The organism is Pseudoflavitalea rhizosphaerae, assembly GCF_003991355.1.
GTDB classification, from domain to species: domain Bacteria; phylum Bacteroidota; class Bacteroidia; order Chitinophagales; family Chitinophagaceae; genus Pseudobacter; species Pseudobacter rhizosphaerae.
The window spans coordinates 1-19457 of the sequence record NZ_RCSU01000011.1 but is presented as its reverse complement, the minus strand read 5'-3'; the positions used below and the strand labels follow the sequence as shown (position 1 = coordinate 19457).

At 46.3% G+C, this 19457-nt stretch carries 10 protein-coding genes and 1 tRNA gene; 1 reads left to right on the top strand and 10 read right to left on the bottom strand.

What is annotated here, in order from left to right:
• Positions 1-10: 10 nt before the first annotated feature.
• Both D9Y29_RS18350 and D9Y29_RS18345 read right to left on the bottom strand, forming a co-directional pair.
• Positions 11-2974, bottom strand: coding sequence for a SusC/RagA family TonB-linked outer membrane protein (locus tag D9Y29_RS18350; RefSeq protein WP_127130917.1), 2964 nt, complete (start codon positions 2972-2974; stop codon positions 11-13).
• A 199-nt stretch (positions 2975-3173) separates the two neighbouring features.
• Positions 3174-5405, bottom strand: coding sequence for a RelA/SpoT family protein (locus D9Y29_RS18345; protein ID WP_127130915.1), 2232 nt, complete (start codon positions 5403-5405; stop codon positions 3174-3176).
• A 115-nt stretch (positions 5406-5520) separates the two neighbouring features.
• Here D9Y29_RS18345 and D9Y29_RS18340 point away from each other — a divergent pair.
• Positions 5521-5602: transfer RNA gene (locus D9Y29_RS18340), tRNA-Leu, on the top strand.
• 97 nt (positions 5603-5699) lie between these two features.
• Here the strand turns inward: D9Y29_RS18340 and D9Y29_RS18335 are convergent.
• The 8 genes from D9Y29_RS18335 to D9Y29_RS18300 form a co-directional block, all read right to left on the bottom strand.
• A complete protein-coding gene (locus D9Y29_RS18335; RefSeq protein WP_127130913.1) occupies positions 5700-6623 on the bottom strand; it encodes a peroxiredoxin family protein in 924 nt (307 codons plus the stop codon).
• A gap of 20 nt (positions 6624-6643) precedes the next feature.
• Complete coding sequence (locus D9Y29_RS18330) at positions 6644-8059, bottom strand: TlpA disulfide reductase family protein (RefSeq protein WP_127130911.1); 1416 nt, start codon at positions 8057-8059, stop codon at positions 6644-6646.
• A gap of 37 nt (positions 8060-8096) precedes the next feature.
• Complete coding sequence (locus D9Y29_RS18325; RefSeq protein ID WP_127130909.1) at positions 8097-9404, bottom strand: TlpA family protein disulfide reductase; 1308 nt, start codon at positions 9402-9404, stop codon at positions 8097-8099.
• Between the two features lie 107 nt (positions 9405-9511).
• Complete coding sequence (locus D9Y29_RS18320) at positions 9512-10966, bottom strand: RagB/SusD family nutrient uptake outer membrane protein (protein WP_127130907.1); 1455 nt, start codon at positions 10964-10966, stop codon at positions 9512-9514.
• Positions 10967-10987: 21 nt separating this feature from the next.
• Positions 10988-14551: a SusC/RagA family TonB-linked outer membrane protein gene (locus D9Y29_RS18315; protein ID WP_164735471.1), complete on the bottom strand. Its 3564-nt coding sequence runs from the start codon at positions 14549-14551 to the stop codon at positions 10988-10990.
• A gap of 237 nt (positions 14552-14788) precedes the next feature.
• Positions 14789-15976: a FecR family protein gene (locus D9Y29_RS18310; RefSeq protein ID WP_164735470.1), complete on the bottom strand. Its 1188-nt coding sequence runs from the start codon at positions 15974-15976 to the stop codon at positions 14789-14791.
• A gap of 185 nt (positions 15977-16161) precedes the next feature.
• Positions 16162-16761 carry an RNA polymerase sigma-70 factor gene (locus D9Y29_RS18305; RefSeq protein ID WP_164735469.1) on the bottom strand — a complete coding sequence of 200 codons (600 nt, stop codon included), beginning with the start codon at positions 16759-16761 and terminating at the stop codon, positions 16162-16164.
• Positions 16762-16809: 48 nt separating this feature from the next.
• The gene (locus D9Y29_RS18300) at positions 16810-19299 is read right to left on the bottom strand and encodes a cation-translocating P-type ATPase (protein ID WP_127130899.1); all 2490 of its coding nucleotides are present in this window, start codon (positions 19297-19299) and stop codon (positions 16810-16812) included.
• Between the last annotated feature and the right edge of the window lie 158 nt (positions 19300-19457).

Here is a 19457-nt window from a genome sequence, read left to right as displayed (position 1 = left end):
ATTTTTTCAATTAAAAGTCAACAGAAATATGGAATGAAGCGCGTTTAGAAGCAGGGAATGGAGCAACGTCCACATTGGTAGAGAATCCTGCTCCGAAGTTGGAAACCTCAGGATCATACCCCCTGTACTTTGTGAAGGTGAGGAAGTTGTTGGCAGATACGCCAATCCTTAATCCTTTGATCACAGTAGTGGGTAGCTTGCTGAAAGTATAGTACAAAGCAACTTCACGAAGACGAACATAACCGGCCTCCTGAACATAGGTATCGGCAAAACCGCCTTCCATTCTTGCCAGCCGGGCAGGGCCTTTGGACTGACCTTCTTTTTCAGCATCGTCATAATCGGCTGAAATGCCGGCCAGATCTGAGAGATATTCACTCAGGTTGATATTGTGGCCACCTTTTTTCCAGTGAAGCAGGAAGCGGAATGAAAAGTTCTTCCTGAAAGTGAGCTCATTCCAGAAATTCATTTGGAAGTCTGGTTCTGCATCGCCAACAGCACGTGCAGGAACGCCTCTCCCCATATTGCCTACGATCTGAGTTGCAGGTTTTCCTTCTTCAATCCTGAAGCTCCCCAAACCGGTTCCAAATGCACCCAGAACTACAGGGGCAATCAACAGTTTGGTAACCTCTGAACGGTTACGCCAGAAGTTCACAGTAGTATTCCATTTGATATTCCTGTTGGAAACAGGTTGAGCATTCAGGCTGATTTCCACACCACGGTTGCGCAGGTTTCCTGCATTCAGGAACTCAGAGGAGAAACCGCTGGAACCCGCTAAAGGACGTTGTAAAAGGAAGTCGTTAATTCTTTTATCATACCAGGAAAACTCCAGGTTAAGCTTTCCACCCAACACGCTTACATCCACTCCTGCTTCCAGCTCAGAAGTCCTTTCAGGAGCTATATCCTTTCTACCACGTAAAGTGGAAGGAAGCAGCCCGGTATTACCACCTGTGTTGGCAATAGACATCAACGTGAACTTGCTGCCAAAAGCAGGGAAGTTACCTGCCTGCCCATAAGCCGCGCGGACCTTGAGATTATCAAAGAAACCGATCTTCCAGAAATCCATTCTGGTAAGGTTCCACGATAATCCGGCTTTGGGGTAGAAATACAATTTTTTGGCATCTCCGTTATTGGTAGAGCGGTCTAAACGGATACCACCAGTGAGCGTAACGGCATCCATGATGGTGGCTTCTTCCTGAAGGAAAAAACCATTGTCCTGGAACTTATCGCGCAATTGGAATGATGTCATTGCACCTGACTGGTTAACGTTGGTTTGTCCGCCTACAAGCCTGGTAGCCTGGATGAGGATATTATTATAGTCTTTGTTCTCCTGCGTCAGACCTGCAGAACTGGTCAGGCTGAAATTATCGGAAGGCGTATAAGCATTAACGAAAGAGAGGATGATATTATGGTTCAGGCTCCTGGTAGTTCCCTGCAGGGATGTACCCCTCGCCGCGTTTTGAAACTGGAGATCACCGGGAAAGAATGCAAAAGTGCCGAGTGTGTAATAATCGAATCCACCTCTTCCGATAAATCTGGTAGTAGAGGTTTGTGATTTCTGCAGGATGGCATCCAGGTTAACCCCTGTCATAAAACGGCTTACATCTTCAGCATTCGACATCACTTCCCTCGTATGCAATGGGTTCGATGATGCATAGTTGTTATTAGGGTATATACCCAAATCGTTCTTATGGAGCTCTGTGAAGTTGGGTGTTTTGAGCAGCACCACGCCATGCGTTACGGTGTTATTATCGTTATTGGAAAAGCCGCGATCTGCATGCGTATTGAGATAGGTGGAAGAAACGCTAACCTTGATATTGTCTGTAAGACGGTGGTCTACATTCAGCCGGATTGTTTTACTGCCGTAACCTGTTCTTTTTACGATGCCCTGTTCATCTTTCAGGCCACCGGAAATATAGAAGCTGGTTTTTTCGTTCCCACCAACAAGGCTTGCCACAGTATTGCGGGTGAATCCGGTTTCACCATACATCTCTTCTTCATAATCATAGATCTTACCTGCATCACGGGCTGCAATATATTCAGCCTTCCTGGCGGCGCGTGCCTCAGCATTATCCGGAATATCCCTGCCACCAAGAGCCTCAGCCCTGGATTCATTCCATTCCCGCTGCCCTAACAGTTTAGTAGCCTGCAGAAATCCGAGGTCCTGGGAAAAAGAGAATTTCGTTTTTCCTGTTTTTCCTCTTTTGGTAGTGATGATCACTACGCCTGCAGCCGCTTTGGAACCATAGATGGCAGCAGCAGAAGCGCCTTTGAGGATTTCAATGTTCTCGATATCCTCTGCGCGGATATCAGCCACGCGGTTGGATGGATTGTCCTGTGTGGAAGTGATGGCGCCCGGTACAGCTCCTGTAACGGCGCTCAGGCCGGCTGTAACAGACGAGTTATCTATAAATACACCATCCACCACAAAAAGCGGTTGTGTATTGCCGAAAACAGATGTTACGCCGCGCAGCTTCACAGAGATGCCGCCGCCAGGCGCGCCGGAGTTGGCATTGATCAATGCGCCCGGAACTTTACCATTCAGGGCAGCATCGAAGGTCTGCGCCGGAGCAGTGCCCGTAAGCTCCTTGCTGGAAATACTTACTACTGCATTGGCAAGATTCCTTCTCTTAACACTGGTGGCCAGACCTGTTACCACTACTTCATCCAGCCTGCCTGCATCCTCTTCCATGGCGATGCTGATGGGGCTGTTGTCACTGGCCTGTAATGTTTTTGTTTTGTAACCTACGGAAGAGAGTTCCAGGGTAACTCCTGTTTTCGGAACTGTAAGGAGGAACCTGCCGGAAGCATCCGTTGAGGTTCCGATATTCGAGTTTTTTACCCTGACAGATACGCCTTGCAACGGATTGTTCTTTGCATCCGTTACAGTACCTGATACGCTGACCTGTGCCAATAGCACTGCCGGTAGCGCTACACAAATGAAGGCAAGCACTGCATGTTTGAGCAGATGTCTCATGTTGGTGTACTTTTCGTTTTTAATTGAATTTGAAAAACAGTTCACATAAAGACAGCTACAGCAATCAATTCGTCCTCTACTCATACATGGGATGCAACAGCTCAGGCAAGAAAAAATGCACCTTAAAAAAGGTGCATTCAACAGGTATTAAAAGATGAAGAAATGCTGAAGGGGGGACCAGCATCTAAATTGAGTTCCGTCAAGCTTCAGTATCGTACCTGTCAACCGTTTCGATGCCAGGCAATTTCTTGAGCCGGTCTACCAGTTCTTCCAGTTCTTCTTTGTCGTGCACAAACACTCTTACATTTCCGTGGAAGAGGCCATCCTTTGCTTCGATGGTCATGGCAGCGATATTGATCTTCATTTCCCCGGAGATGAGGTTGGTGATCTTATGGATCACGCCCACATCATCCAGTCCCACGATCTTGAGACCAGTGAGGAAAGAAATCTCTTTATTCTTCGCCCATTTTGTTTTTACGATGCGATGGCCATAGTTGCTGAGCAGCTTGGTGGCATTCGGGCAATTGGTGCGGTGGATGGTAAGACCTTTACCGGTAGTTACAAAACCGAATACGTCGTCACCCGGAATGGGCTTACAGCAATTGGCGAGCGTGTATACGATCTTATCGCTGCTTTCTCCGAAGATGATCAGTTCTGTTTCCTTACTGTTCTTTGCAGGTGCAGTACTGGTTTCCTGCTTATGTTCCACTGGCTTGGGCCTGGGTGGTTCCAGTTTATCCCCCAACACCTGGAAGTCTGCCAGCTCTTTCAGATCGATGCCTTTGATTGAGATCTGGTAATAGAGGTCCAGCGGCGATGCCAGTTTATAAAATGCAGTGAGCACATCGGCATTGTGCTGATTGAATGCCGCGCCAATATGTTCCAGTTTCCTTTGAAGCGTGTATTTACCTTCATCAGCCACTTTTCTTTTTTCCTCTTTCAGTGCATCCTTGACCTTGCTCCTGGCTTTTGCAGTAACTACAATTTTCAGCCAGTCGTCATTTGGCTTTTGTTTGGCGGAAGTGATGATCTCCACCTGGTCCCCGCTTCGCAGCTTGTGGCTGATGGGCACAAGCTTGTGGTTCACTTTGGCGCCGATACACTGTGATCCCACCATACTGTGAATCGCAAAAGCGAAATCCAGTGCGGTGGAGTTGACGGGTAACATTTTCACATCACCTTTTGGTGTGTATACATATATTTCTTCGGCCAGGAAACTGGTTTTGAAATCCTGGAGGAAGTCGATGCTGTCATTGTCTTTATCGTTGAGTACTTCCCGGATCTGCTGGAACCATTTATCGAAGCGGCTTTCATCGGTTGCTCCTTCTTTGTATTTCCAGTGGGCGGCAAGACCTTTCTCCGCGATCTCATTCATGCGCTTGGTGCGGATCTGCACTTCCACCCATTTTCCCTGTGGGCCCATCACGGTAGTATGCAGGGCTTCGTAACCGTTTGATTTGGGATTGGAGAGCCAGTCGCGCAATCTTTCCGGCGCCGGCGTATATTCATCGGTGATAAAAGAATACACTTTCCAGCAGGCTTCTTTTTCTTTCTCCTGGGGAACGTTGAGGATCACACGAATGGCGAAGAGATCATACACTTCTTCAAACTCCACAGCTTTCTTCTTCATCTTGTTCCAGATGGAGTGGATGCTTTTAGGCCGGCCGTAGATCTCGAATTCAAAATTGGTGAGATCGAGTTTTTCCTTGATCGGTTTGATGAATTCGTTGATGTATCTGCTGCGTTCTCTTTTTGTTTCAGCGAGCTTCCTGGCGATTTCCCTGTAGGCTTCGGGCTCCAGGTATTTCATGCTCAGGTCTTCCATTTCCGTTTTGATGGTGTAGAGGCCCATCCGGTGTGCGAGTGGCGCATACACATAAACGGTTTCAGAAGCGATCTTGAGCTGCTTCTCGCGTTTCATGCTATCGAGCGTGCGCATATTGTGCAGACGATCGGAGAGCTTGATAAGGATCACGCGGGGATCATCAGTGAGGGTGAGCAGGATCTTCTTGAAGTTCTCTGCCTGTTGTGAAGCATTCACATCGATAACGGTGGAGATCTTGGTGAGCCCGTCAACGATGCGGGCGATCTCGCCACCGAATTCCCGTTCTATATCTTCGAGAGTGATGTCTGTATCTTCAACGGTATCGTGCAGGAGGGCACAGATGGTGGAGCGAACGCCGAGACCGATCTCTTCCACGCAGATGCGGGCAACAGCCAGCGGGTGGAGGATATAGGGCTCCCCGCTTTTGCGGCGCATGGTCTTGTGGGCATCGGCGGCCATTTCAAAAGCGTGACGCAAAAGTTCTTTATCGCCGGGCTTGAGTTTGGGCTTGAGGGCTCTTAGCAAGGCACGGTATTCACGCAGGATCAGCTTCTTTTCCTGGTCGTCATTGAGGTTATACTTCGGTATCGCTGCTGTGGTTGCCATAACGTACGAATTTACGAATTAAGAACTGTTTTTCCAGTTCTGGGTCAAATCTCCTACATTTGCTGTCCCTGAAACGGTTAGGAGTGTTTGTTAAGATGGAATTTAGGGAATTTTTCCGCACGTGGCGTAATTGGTAGCCGCGCCAGACTTAGGATCTGGTGGAGCGATCCGTGGGGGTTCGAGTCCCTCCGTGCGGACAATAAAAAAAGGGAGTTCAAATGAATTCCCTTTTTTTATTCAATTACATCAGCAATCTTTTGCCGTGACTTCCAAAAATAATTATCAAAACTTCACCTACTTATCCAACAGTTCCGCTAATTTTCTCTCCAACTCTTTTCCATGCAAATCTTTCGCAACAATAACACCACTTGAATCGATCAAAAAATTTCGGGGAATTTCCGTAATGCCATACTTCTTACTTACCGGTGATTCAAAGCCCTTCAGGTCACTGAGATTTGTCCAGGGATATCCATCAGCCAGTATCGCCTTTTTCCAGGCTTTGGCATCTGTATCCAATGATATTCCGATCACTTCAAACCCTTTCTGCCTGTACTGCTTATACACCGGAACCAGGTGGCGTCCCTGCGCTCTGCATGGGCCACACCAGCTTGCCCAGAAGTCGATAAATGTATACCTGCTTTTCAGCGTGATCTCCCGGGAAGAAACATTACTGCGGGCAGTATCCTGCATCACAAAATCCTCATACACCCAGGTGACCGGATCTTGAGTTTTCTCCTGATTCCCCTTTTCTCCTTCACTTTCTGTATTAACGCCTCCCTGCTCACTGATATCAAACGTAAATTTCTTTGAAGATGGAGGAAGACAATACGAATCCGTACACGCCATATATTTGATCCGGAACCGAAGCGTTGTTTTCTTGTCTGATCTCAACCTGATCGTTTGTGTAAATGTGGCGCCTACGGCGTAATGGGCAACATCACCGACAGCAGCATCAACACCCCGCTCTTCCATGTCACCTGTCAGTTCAATATTCTCATCATCTTCAAAAATGAATTCGGTTGGCATTCCTAATCCACCACCGGACGACTGCATCGGATAAATATGGAAAGGTTCTTTTACAGCGGCATGAAATTGCACCTTGTAGGTCAGTGCGCCAACTTTTACACAATCGAACTTCCAGGTAACAGGATGGTTAGCCTGCGCACTCACCCTTGCTGTGATCAAACTCAACATCAATAAAAAAATGACTGATCTCATATTACTTATTTTAAGATCGTTCAGGCGCCTTTGCGCGCCATCTCAACCATTTGAACCACTTCTTCCGCGGCAGATTCCTGGCTTCCACTAAATCCTTCCAGTTTGAATCGCACCTTGCCATTGCCATCGATGATGAATTTGGCAGGGATACCTTTCACCTTGAAAGCATCGGCAGCCGGACTATGCTTTGTTGCCGGGTTTCTGGGATCCATGTACAGATCGAATGCATAGTTTCGTTTTTCCAGGAATTGCATAGCATCGGCCAGAGGATCTGCTACGTTCTCCCAGGTATGAATGAAAAGAAATTTCACACCGGGATCATTTGCATACCTGTTGGCGGCCATTTGCATAGCGGGGAATGAAGCCACACATGGACCGCACCATGTAGCCCAAAAATCGATCACAATTGTTTTTCCTTTGAAATCTGCCAATGTAACTTTCTTACCGTTCACATCTGTAACAGTAAAATCAGGTGCAGTTTCATTGATCATCTGCTTTTTGATTTCGGCTTTGATCTTACCGGTAAACGCTTCCTGTAAAGACGCGATATAGGCATCCACATCCTTTCCTGGATTCAGTTTTTCATATCCGGCCCTTACCAGGTCGATATACTTTTTCTCATGCTTGCCATCCTTCACCGCCTTCGCCAATACAGGTAATGCTTCTTCATATTCTCCTTTCAGGGCAGACAAGAAAGCATAGGTTTCAACAAGCTCTCCATCCTTGTTCCTGATATTGTTATAAGCCTCTGTGACATACTTGTAGGCTTCTTCATTTTTTCCTGCATTGAAAAGGAGTTTGCCATACATACCGGTATAATCATAATATACCTGTTTGGGATCCAGCTTTAGGGGAACACTTTGCGATGTCTGGCCCTTGATCTTATTTGCTTCTTCCATTCCTCTGGAAGCAATGGCAAGCGTCATATCTTTATCCAGCGGAGCAAGGAGCTCGGTCATCATCGATATGGCGCTAACCTTGTATACCGGATCCTGGATAGCATTGATATAATTCATGGACTTAGCCGTATCAGGAATTTCAGCATAAGCAAGCGCTACCAGGTTCCTTTCCAAATCAAGATTAACACCCGGGTAATCCTGCAGCATCGTTTGAAGGAGCTCCTCTGTTTTTTCAGGACCTCCCTTTACATCGAGAAACAAAGTCATCCTGGCAAATTTTGCACTTTGGCTTTCCGGGTATTTTTTATTGAGCAGCTTTACTACCGCTGCTTTTTTCACAGGATCTTTTTTATAATACTGGAGTAGCAGGTCCAGGTCTTCCAGGGCACCATTTTCCAGGTCCTTTATTTTCTTTTTGAGGGCAGCCTGGTTGGTTTCCTTTTGTAAAGCTTCCAACCTTTTATTTTCATTCCGGCCTTGCTGCCCCATTACATGTATCGAACCAAACAGTAAAGCGGCAAAAAAAAGTTTTTTCATTTGTAAAGTTTGCCTTTGTTGATAAGGATATGGGAGTCTATTTATTCAGCGCAGTGGTGCTTGCCGCTGCACGCGCTTTTGTAATTTCCACCATCGCTTTCAATTTATAGTATTCCCTGTCTGTAGACCCTGCATAGCCAGCACTGTAGAATCTTATATTGCCAATTGGATCAAACACTATTTTGGTGGGCGTTCCCTGAACATCATAAGCCGCGTTCTCTTCATCGCGTAACACATCCAGGGTAATGCCTTTTTTAGCCACGTAAGACCTGACGGTGGGTTGGTCCTCGAACAGATTGATCACAAACAACTGGAAAGCATCCTTGTTGTAATCAGATACCACCTTCTCGAATCCACTGAATGCCGCAACGCAGGGCGTACATAAAGTGGTCCAGAAATCTACCACAAGGATCTTCCCCTGGTAATCGCCAAGATTCACAGTTTTACCATCTAGGTCCAGTAACGATATTTCTTTTACAGGTTTCTTCGCCTGAAAAAGGGTCATCGGCTTACCGTTGCCGCCCACAGGTACTAAAGTACCTTCGAGTGTTGTACTGTCTTTGGACAGGTACAAAGCTTCCACCTCCTTATAACATTTCGCGTAAGCTTCTTTTTGCAGGCCTTTGATATATTGATCGAAGCCCTTTTCAGTACCCTTCACTTTCTTATACACTTCCCTGAACGTACTTATCATATAAGGATTGGAATCCGCTTCCCTGAACGCTTTGGTCAAGGTATCGAAGGCAGTCTGATGCTGACCTGCTGCTGTCATTACTATCGCATAGCGATTGTAATAATTTGATTTGGAATCCTTGAAATATTTCATATCCCGGGTTTCGCTCTTCTTCCCATTCAGCCTGGCCATCATTTTTCCGGCAGCAGCGTTATTGCCTAACCTGGCATTGGCAGCGGCGTTCAGTTCCACCAGGATTTCCGATCTGCCGATTGGGTCCTTCATAGTACCTTTATCGAATTCATCCAGGATCTCCCTGGTGATCTTTTCCACTGCAGTATATTGCTTCCTGCTGTCGAACATGTTTTCAAGCGTATAGCACAAATAAAGGAACTGACGCGGGTTGAACTTCGGAGCAGTGGCCTTGTAATAATTGTAACGCTCTACATTTCCTTTGGCCAGCCATCCGTAAGCCAGTTCGCCACGGTAATCGTTCGTTGCAGCCGGCGTTTTTTTCCCGGCCGGTAACTGTTTAAGCATTTCATTATAGAATTTCTCCTGGTCTTCCACCTTTTCTATCAGGATGAAATCCTCGAAATTGTTTTTGTTCATTGTAGGCTGTTGCGCCCAGGCTGAACCTGAGATCAACAATAGCAGGATGATCTTTTTCATATTTCTGATATATTTTTTTAAAAGGGGATTTCAGTGCTGGTTCAATAATTCTGAAAGTTTGTCCGCTGCAACTGTAATGATTAGTTTATTCATTCCGGTATTACATTTTAGGGATTCTCCTCCAGTCCTTTGTTTTCTGCCAGCATACGCTCTCCGAATTTCAGCGCGAACCTTTCGGGTCTGAGGGTATAAGTTTCCACCACATTGCCGGCATCATCATAGAGTTGGTGGGTGTATTTCACTGTATTGCTGTAATCAGGATCCACTGACAGGCGGCGCATATCCATCCACCTCATGCCTGAGATCGCAAATTCACGTATACGCTCTTCCAGGATGAAACGCACAAGCGCTTCTTTGCTGGCAGCAGCAGCGGCAGGCACAGTAGCAATATTCGAAGGCATTCTTTTCGACCGCAATGTTTCAAGGTCTGCAACCGCACCGCTAAGATCATTGGCCCTCGCCTTCAGTTCAGCACGCATCAGGTAGAGGTCAGGTAAGGACGGGCCTACATCCATTCCGGTAAAAATTGCGGCAGAATAACGCCTCATCCCTTTGGGATAAACAAATCCCGGATTGAACATCTCAAAATTGGAGTATAAGGCCAGCCTCAGATCACCCGGATCATACAGCTCTGCTGTTTCTGGAGAGAATACATATGTATTGGCCTGCTGCAGTTGAAAACTGCTCATACTGAGATTATACATCACTTCCGTATTCACCGCTGGTAAGGGTTTGTTGGAAAGACCAAAACCGAAATCGGGGTACCAGGTCTTATCTTCATTCGGGTCCAGCACGATATTGTAATCATATAACTCCAGTGGAATCTCTGCCTTGTTCAATTCCGCAAATGCCTGTTCTATATGCGTTCTGGCGTCTGTGAACCTGGCCATGTACAGGTAAACCCTTCCCAGCAGGAACTCGGCAGCCACTTTGGAGAACTTACGGCGATGTGTAAGTGGCCCCAGGTCCGGCAATGCTGTTGTGAGGTCATTGATGATGAAATCATAGGATTGCTGAACGGTGGCACGCGTAAACGTTGTTTGCGTTACATCCGCCTTCGTCAGTAAAGGCACCCCCGGATCAGTGCCGGCCGTGGCGGCCTTGTAAGGCATTGAATAATCACTCAGGAAATACAGATGGCAGAGAGCCCTTCCCACTTTAGCCTCTGCGAGCAGGGACTTTTTCTTTTGCTCATCGTTTCCCTGCGACTGCATCACTTCATTTATCACTTTATTGAGCGTATAAATGGTGCTGATATGCCAGGTCTCAGACGGCAACTGGTCTTCATCATACACCCTGTCCTCATACCTGAACAAACGTTGCGTACGGATGGCGGCTGCGCTCATATAACTTGCCTGTGCAGCCATTTCATCTCCCAGGTACAGGGAAGGTGCATAGAAAATCTGGAGATCAACTGCATTCAGCAATTGTTCATAATCATTGGTATTTTTAGCTATCAATGATCCTTTTGCCTCGATCTCCAGGAAATCCTTTGAACAGGAAACCTGCAACAATACCAAAACAACCGGTAAAGCTTTCAATATTTTGTATAGCGTTTTCATAATCTGTAAAGCTGGTTTAGGTTAAAGGGTGAGATGAGCTCCAATGGTGAAAGATCCCTGGCCATTACGCATCATTCTGCCGCCGGCAGCCGTCTGAAATTCCGGATCGATGCCCAGTCCGTTTGCCTTCCATAACATCAGGTTGGAAACCTGCGCTCGGAATGTCAACCCTTCGGCATGGATAAGCCTTACGAGATTATCGGGTAAGGAGTAGGCCAGCGTGATCTCCCTGATCTTGGCATAGGAGGCATCGAAGGAATTGATATTCGCATATTGGTAATAGGTAGTATTGCGCGCTTCAGCGATACTGCTGTTGTAGGCGTACCTCGGAATATTGGTCTTGTTCTCATCTCCCGGCACTCTCCAGCGGTTGGCGAATTCAGGATGCATGGCATTTGAATACAAAGGCTCCATCCAATAAGTATTTACGTCCCTGAAAAGCACATGCCCCAGGTTGAAACTGATATTGATGCCCAGTTGAAATCCTTTGTATTCGAATGTATTGAACAATCCGCCGGTCCATACTGGCTGGGAAGTACCCATCAGCATTACATCTTCGGCCTTGGAACCATTTTTGTCAGACAACAGCTTGCCGTCTGCCTGAATGATCTGCGGATCTCCGGACCCGTTAAGGCCCCCATAGTTATAGGCAAACGATGCATAGGCAGGCTTTCCTTCAAAGAAGGGTCTTTCAAACATTTCAAGGATCATTCCGGTACCGGTAGTGATAGCAGAGGCCGTTGCCATGCGTGTTATTTTGTTCTTGTTGTAAGCGATGTTCACGCTGGTATTCCAGAAGAAGTCACGTGATTTCACATTGATCGAATTCAGGCTGATCTCTATCCCCTTGTTTTCAAGATCACCATAATTACCCGTCACTGTTGCATAACCGGTCAGAGGGGCGGTGAGCAATGACCCGATCAGGTCTGTTGTTTTTTTCACATAAGCGTCGATGGCCCCATACAACCTGCCGCCCATTACAGCGAAGTCGAGCCCTGCATTATAAACAGTGGTCCCTTCCCAGGTAAGTTTATCGTTACCGGGAGTTCTGACAGACAAGCCAGCGCCTGTAACATAATTCACATTGGCAACGCCTTCCAGGATATCAAAAGAGGCGGCCTGTGCGGGTCTTGGCGCATTACCGGTTATACCGTAAGTAAAGCGGAGGTCCAGCCGGTCAAGCCAGTTAAACTGCTTCATGAATTCTTCCCGGTGGAGCATCCATTTTCCTCCGACACTATAAACCGGCCTGTTCTGTGCGGATTTGGCCAACCCGAACAAGTTGCTCTGATCTATCCTCCAGCTGGCATTCAGTGCATATTTGCGCTGGAACATGTAGGCAAGTGTGGAATAGTACGAAGTGGTCCTTGCAATGGCGCCTTCTCCACCCCCTACATTATTGTCGCGGAGGGTTCTCACCCCACCCGGTATTGTTCCGCTTATGCCCTTCATCAGTGTATCGATATTCACAGGGCGGGAGATCTGCAGTTGATCATCCCATCCGTAATAAGTGGCAGTTGATGTAAGCGGCGTTGTACTGGTCGCTTCCTGCCCTGCCATCACTGTCAACTGATGCTCCTGCCAGTTCTGATCAAAGATGAATTGATTCCTCACGGTCCAGTTTTTCTGGGAAGCGTTGTAGACAGTAAGCATGCCTCCATCCATCGGCAACCAGTACCTGGGAGTGCTGTTCATGGTCGGGGCCTGTGTAAAACCCAGCAGTTGATTGCGTACTGTATAACTTTGCTCATCCCAGACAGTTCTGTTGTTGCTTGAAAATGTCTGGTATCCGTAAGTGCCTTCGAACCGGAGGCCTTTCAATAGCACCAGCTTTGCACTTCCAACTACCCTGCCAGACAGGTTTGAACCTTTTGAACGGGCGCTGTTGAATTCTTTGAGTGGCACATAGTCCAGGTTAATACGGCTTCTTGCCGCGTAATCCATCCTGAGTGAATCACTGTAATTACCCAAGATATTTACAGGCAGCGGATTCCCGTTGGCATCGCGGAAATGCTGGTAGGGAACGAACGAAACACCAGGATCTGAGATGCCGTTACCCAGGTTGGTTGCGCTGGTTACGGTATTGGTAAGATCAGTTATCAACGAGAACTGCAGGCGCCTGCTAAAGTTGAAATCCTGGCGGAGGTTCACTTTGTAGCTGTTGTTCTTTTCTCCCGGCGTACTGCTTTGCATGCCGGTGTAGCTGAGCGATCCGTAAAAACTGTACGCCTGTCCACCTCCCGACAGCGACAATGTATGGTTGGTGGTAGCGGCATTGCGGTAAAACAGGTCTTCAATTTCACCACGGTTATCGAGGGCCGCGAGGCTGTCAAGAGATCTCTCTGCCTGCTCCTGTGAAATCAGGCCACGGTAGCGGTTGTACTGGATCTGCAAATGCGGGGCAACTGGTGAAAGGGATTTCACTGTGTTCCAGGTGTTGTAAGGCACATATTGAGGGAACAATTCCTTTGCAGTTGCAATGAATTGCTGACTATTCATCGTTGGTATGTAACTACGGTCCGGCTTACCCTGGAAATTATAAAAACCATCATATTCTACACGCAGCTTTTGTCCTGCCCTGCCTTTTTTGGTGGTGATCACGATCACCCCATTAGCAGCTTTTGCCCCCCAGATGGATGCAGCAGAAGCATCACGAAGAACACTGATCTCTGCAATGTCTTGCGGATTGATATTGGCAATGGGGTTGCTGCTGTTGAAGATATTGCGCAGGGATTCGTCGTTGGTATTGTTAGCAGGCAGTTCAACGCCGTCCACTACTATCAAAGGAGACCTTGTTGAATTCAGGGAGGTCAATCCACGGATCAACAAAGGCTCTCCTCCCGGCGTATTGTTGACCACCAAGCCAGGCACCAGGCCATCGAGCCTTTGCAGGATATTCGTGCTGCTTGAACGGCTCGCTACCGTAGCCATGTCTACCCTGGCGGCAGAGCCCGCACTCCTTTCCCTTGCGATCATCTGATATCCTGTATTAACAACAACATCTTCCATCAATGCTATTTTAAGCTGGGCTGTAACCGTGGCAATATTGGTACGGCCATTTACCTTTATTTCAAAAGTGATGATGTTAGCGCCGGAGATCACCAGGGTAGCCTGCTCACTCACACCGGCAATTTCAAATTCACCGTTCTCATTAGTACTAACAGCTTTCTTTGTTCCCTTCACAGTAATAGTTGCCAGTACCGGTTTTCCTGACTCGTCCACCACCTGGCCACGCACAATAATTGGCGGCTCAATACTGATCCCCGGTAAATTCATCGCAGGATCTTTGTTCGTCTTTTTTATCAAAACCACTGTTTGACTTTCGATACTCCAGGTAAATGCCTGATCCCTGAAAGCTTGTGCCAGGAATTGCTCCACCGGCATATTATTGGCGACCAAACTAATTTTAGGGGCATCTTTTAAAATTTCCTTCTTGTAGATAAAAACAAGTTTTGTTTGTTTTTCTACAAGTGAAATAACTTCCTGTACGGTTGAGTTTCTGGTGTTGGCTGTAATGGATTGGGATAGTCCATCACTGGCATAGGAAAACAAAGTAACAGTCAGCAGCATCATAGTTAATTTCATAACTAAGAAAGTTTTGGAGAGCAGTCCCAGCTTGCGTTCAAGGTAATAGTCCCCCTGTACACAGCCCGGGCCGGGTGGTGCAATTAATTTCATAACTTCGCTATGTGTTTTGGTTAGTGCATTGCTAAACCGGGCCAGGTCTGAATTGGAATCGGAATAGCATTTATGTAAATAAAAATTAACCAGAGCCCAAAGGGTCACGATTACAGCGTGATCCTTTTTTTCTAAATAGCAGGGCTATTTTGTTATGATCAATCTGCGTCCTTCTATCCTGTAGTTAATCTCCAGTCCTTTCAATATATTCATCACTTGTGACAATGCGAGATTCATCTGCATCTTCCCTACTATCTCACCCGAAGCAGGTTCTACTTCATACACCACTTCAAGATCATACCATCTAGCCACTTCCCTCAATGCGGCTTTCAACTCCTTTCCTGTAAAATCAAACACGCCGTTCTTCCAGGCAATTACCTGATCAACATTAGCATTGACCACGCTGATAGTATTACCATCCAGTTGCGCCTGCTCGCCGGGAATCAGGCGTTTCGGAATACCTTGTGGCGGCTTAACTTCTATTGATCCTTCAATGAGTGTGGTCTTTATATTTTCTTCGTTCGTATAAGCATTCACGTTGAAGGAAGTGCCCAATACCTGCAACTCTGTATTGTTTTCCAGCACTACATAAAAAGGCATTCGTGGATTCCTGGCAACTTCCAGGTATGCCTCGCCTTTAATCTCCACTCTGCGCTGGTTTCCTTTAAAGGCAGTCGGATAGCGGATAGAACTGGCGGCGTTCAGCCACACATTGGAACCGTCGGGCAAGGTGAGCTGGAAGATCCTGCCTTTGGGAGTGCTCATGGTGTTATAGGTGATCCGGTCCGTACTCTCATTGTATATCAATTTTCCATCCACCACTTTGGCGGTGGCTCCTCCCTCCAGGGTTACTATTCCATTCCGGACGGAATCGAGGCTCATTTGTGATCCATTGGCCAGCGTTAAGATAGCGCCGCTCCTGCCAGGAGTAATATCAACAGCTTCCTTTTGAACAATTTTCTCTTTTTCCGTTTCTGTAATCAATGGCCAGAAATATAAACCTGCTGCCAGGATCACCACTGCGGCAGCGGCCCACCACCATTTCCTGATCAGTAAATTGCCCGAAGATCTCACTGGAACCACGGGTTTTGAAAACACTATTTGAGATTTTGCCCGCTCCATCAATTTTATTTCAATCTCTTCTTCTTCATCGGCCCTTTCTCTTTTCAACAGTTCTCCAAGCCGCTGCTCATCTTCCAGCTCTTTTGCAAACTGGCGGTTTGCAGCCGACAATTCCAGCCAGGCCTCCAGCCGGACGCTGTCCTCCGGGGAAATTTCCCCCGTCAGGCGTTCATGTAGCAATTTTGCGAGCAATAAAGGATCGAACATCATAAGATGGTTATTGAAAGATGAACACATTCACTGAAGAAAAGTCCTAATACTTACCAGGAAATAATTTATTTTTTTCTGCAGATCAGCTGCATGGACCTGAAGCACCTGAAAAAACCAATTCCAGCGTAATACTGTCAAGCGATAAGGAGTGAGCTTTATTAAGATAAGGCGATAACTAATGGGGGTTAGTTGAAAAAGCCTTCCATTTCCAAAAGGAAAACCAGGATTGCCCCAAGAGGATGGTCCTGCAAGATTGATTTCAGCAACTTTATGGCGGAAATTTTCTGATTCTTGACTGTCTTTACACTAACACCGAGCTTTTCTGCAATCTCTGAAGGTTTTAATCCCTGTTCGAAAGACATAATAAAAACCTGACGCGTTTTTGCCGGTAACTTATTTACCTGCTCATTGATCAGTTGGATCAATTGTACCCTAACTTCTTCCAGGAACAATTCATTATCATCGGAATCCTTGAGATCAGCAAATTTCTCCAGATGTTTTGTATGACTGTGATGATCACGCAATGCATTGTAGCACCGGTTCCTGGCAGCAACAAAAAGGTAAGTTGAGATCTTTCCGGTTGAATCCAATTCATTTCTACGGTTCCAAAGGGCAACAAATACTTCTGTAGTAATATCCTGGGCCTCAGATTCCGGTAAATACCGGCGACAGAAAAACAATACACGTTTATAATAGTTTCTCCAAAGTATTTCAAAGCCTTCTTCACCGCCGGTACGCAGTTGGTAAAGCAGATCCTGATCTGTATATGTTTGATCTGTTGTCAAGTAAATATTCCTTAATGTTGATTTGCTACCTGCAAACTACGACGTTCCTTAGCTTTTTCTGAAAAATAGTTTCACAATCTCCACCCAGAAGGTAGAAACCAAAGCCACAACCATGCAAACAAAAACCATTTGAGACGATATCCTGTTCAATGAAAAAAGCTCCCTTACAACAGGAACATACAGCAGGCAGACAATAAAAAGTAAAGTGACCAGTACTACTATCGGCACCAGTACATTCCTGTACCGGATAGTTTGAAAAACAGAATAAAAGAATGACCTGTTCAATTGGGTGAGGAAGATATTACAAAAAAGAAGTGTAATGAAGATCACTGCTCTTACGGTTTCCGGCGCTTCCCCTGATTGCAGATAATGATATCCGAGGCCAAGGCATCCGATGGTAATAGCTAATCCTTGCAGGATGCTCAGGAACAATTGGCGGAACGTAAGGAAGCTATAACTGATCTTTCTCGGCGGCTGATCCATGATCCCCTTTTCCACCGGTTCATTCTCATAGATGATAGAACAGGTAGGTCCCATAATGAGCTCAAGAAAAATAACATGTACGGGAAAGAAGATATCGGTGAATGACCAATGCAGTAATAAGGGAACCGTTACGATCAATATGATGGGGATATGGATCGAAATGATATACCTGATGGCCTTCTTTAAATTATCATAGATCTTTCTTCCAAGAGCGATGGCATCTGTCATGCCATCCAGTTCATCGTTTGCGAGGATCAATGAGGCTGCACTCTTTGCCACTTCACTGCCACGGTTCCCCATTGCAATACCAATATGAGCTGCCTTGAGTGCCGGGGCATCATTTACTCCATCTCCAGTCATTGCTACTATTTCACCGTTTGCCTTAAGCGCGTTCACAATCTTTAATTTGGCTTCCGGGAACATTCTAACAAAAATGGAAGTGGTCTTTACCTTTTGCTGCAGTGTGTCCATCGGCATGCTCTTTACTTCTTCACCGGTGAGCATGTCTCCTCCCGTATCCAAACCTGACTGTTCTGCAATTGCCAATGCTGTTCCTGAATAATCTCCTGTTATCATTTTCACCTGGATGCCTGCCTTCCTGAATGATTGAATAGTTTGTGCAATTCCAGGTTTGATGGGATCTTCAAAAACAAGCAGGCCGAGAAACTGAAAAGTAAAGTCCTCCTGGCTTTCCGGCCAGGATTCATACATGCCATCAGCCTTACCTACTCCCAGCACCCGGAAACCTTTATCAGCATATTCCCTGTTTTTCTCCAGGTAAAATTTTCTTTTCTTTTCATCGAGATCACTGCATCTCAAAACGGCCTCGGGTGCACCTTTCACAGCAATAACCGTCCTGTTTTCCGTATCATTCCTGAATACATGCGTCATCATGGGAGGAACGCCACTCAGTGGATATTCATGTACCTGAGTAAATGTCCGCCGGAGATCAGTTTCCGTTGTTCTTTCATACAGGGCATGAATGGCTTTCTCCATTGGATCGAAAGGAGCGGTTTCGCTGGACCACATGGCGTACTCCAATAATTCTGCAGGCGGCGCTTCTTTATCGTTTACCGCAAATTCATTGTCTGCCTTTGCATCATACAAGGCAACTATCTTCATCTTATTCTGTGTAAGAGTACCTGTTTTATCCACGCAAATAACGGTAGCCGTGCCCAGCGTTTCAACATACTGAGGCTGCTTTACAATCACTTTCCTTTTCAACAAACGGTAAGCACCCAGCGCCAGAAATGTTGTAAATGCAACCGGGATCTCTTCCGGCAGAATGCTCATTGCCAATGTAAGGCCCTGCAAAAAAGCTGCATTGAGATTGCCCGACAAACTATAATTGAATCCGATCACGATAACAAAAGCAACAATACCCGCCATCACCATCAGCTTCACGAAACGCCTGATCTGTTGCTGGAGCGGAGTTTTTTCAACTGTCACCTCCTGTAGGGATACCCCTATCTTACCAAAGCGTGTTGCCGGCCCTACCGCAGTTACAAGCACTTTGCCCGACCCGGAAGTGACCAGTGAACCTTTGTACACCAACTTGTCGTTATCAGGCGATTTGGCAATGGAAAAAGCTTCACCTGTGAGCACAGACTCATTGATCGAAAGATCATTCGACACTATCAATTCTCCGTCTGCCTGGATTATGATCCCCTCTTCCAGCAATAAAATATCTCCTACCACAATCTCTTCTGATGGGACCTGGGTCAGCTTTCCTTCGCGGATTAGTTTTGCATGAGGAGCCGCCAGTTTGTTCAGGGCCTTAACAGCATTGGCGCTGCGATAATCCTGGAAGATGGATATTCCACTCACCAGGCAGATGGCGGCTAGCATTATGAATCCATCCTGGTACTGCCCCAAAGCAAAATAAATGATACAGGTGATCAGCAATAACACGAACATTGGTTCCTTCACAATACCCCAAAGCACATCCGCAAAAACTGAACGCTTCTCGCTTTGAGTAATATTGCTGCCATGTAAAAGTCTGCTCTGCTTCACCTGCACCGGCGAAAGCCCCTGAACTGCCGATGTAATTTCCATCTAAACAATTTACATATAATAATTGCAATCTGATATATTGTTACCAGACAGTGTTCTTACCTGGATCACTACTGGCTTTTACAATTCCTTCCACAGGTTATGTGAAAAATTCTATATTTATTTACATTGTTGTCCGGATAAATCCGGGTTATAAATAG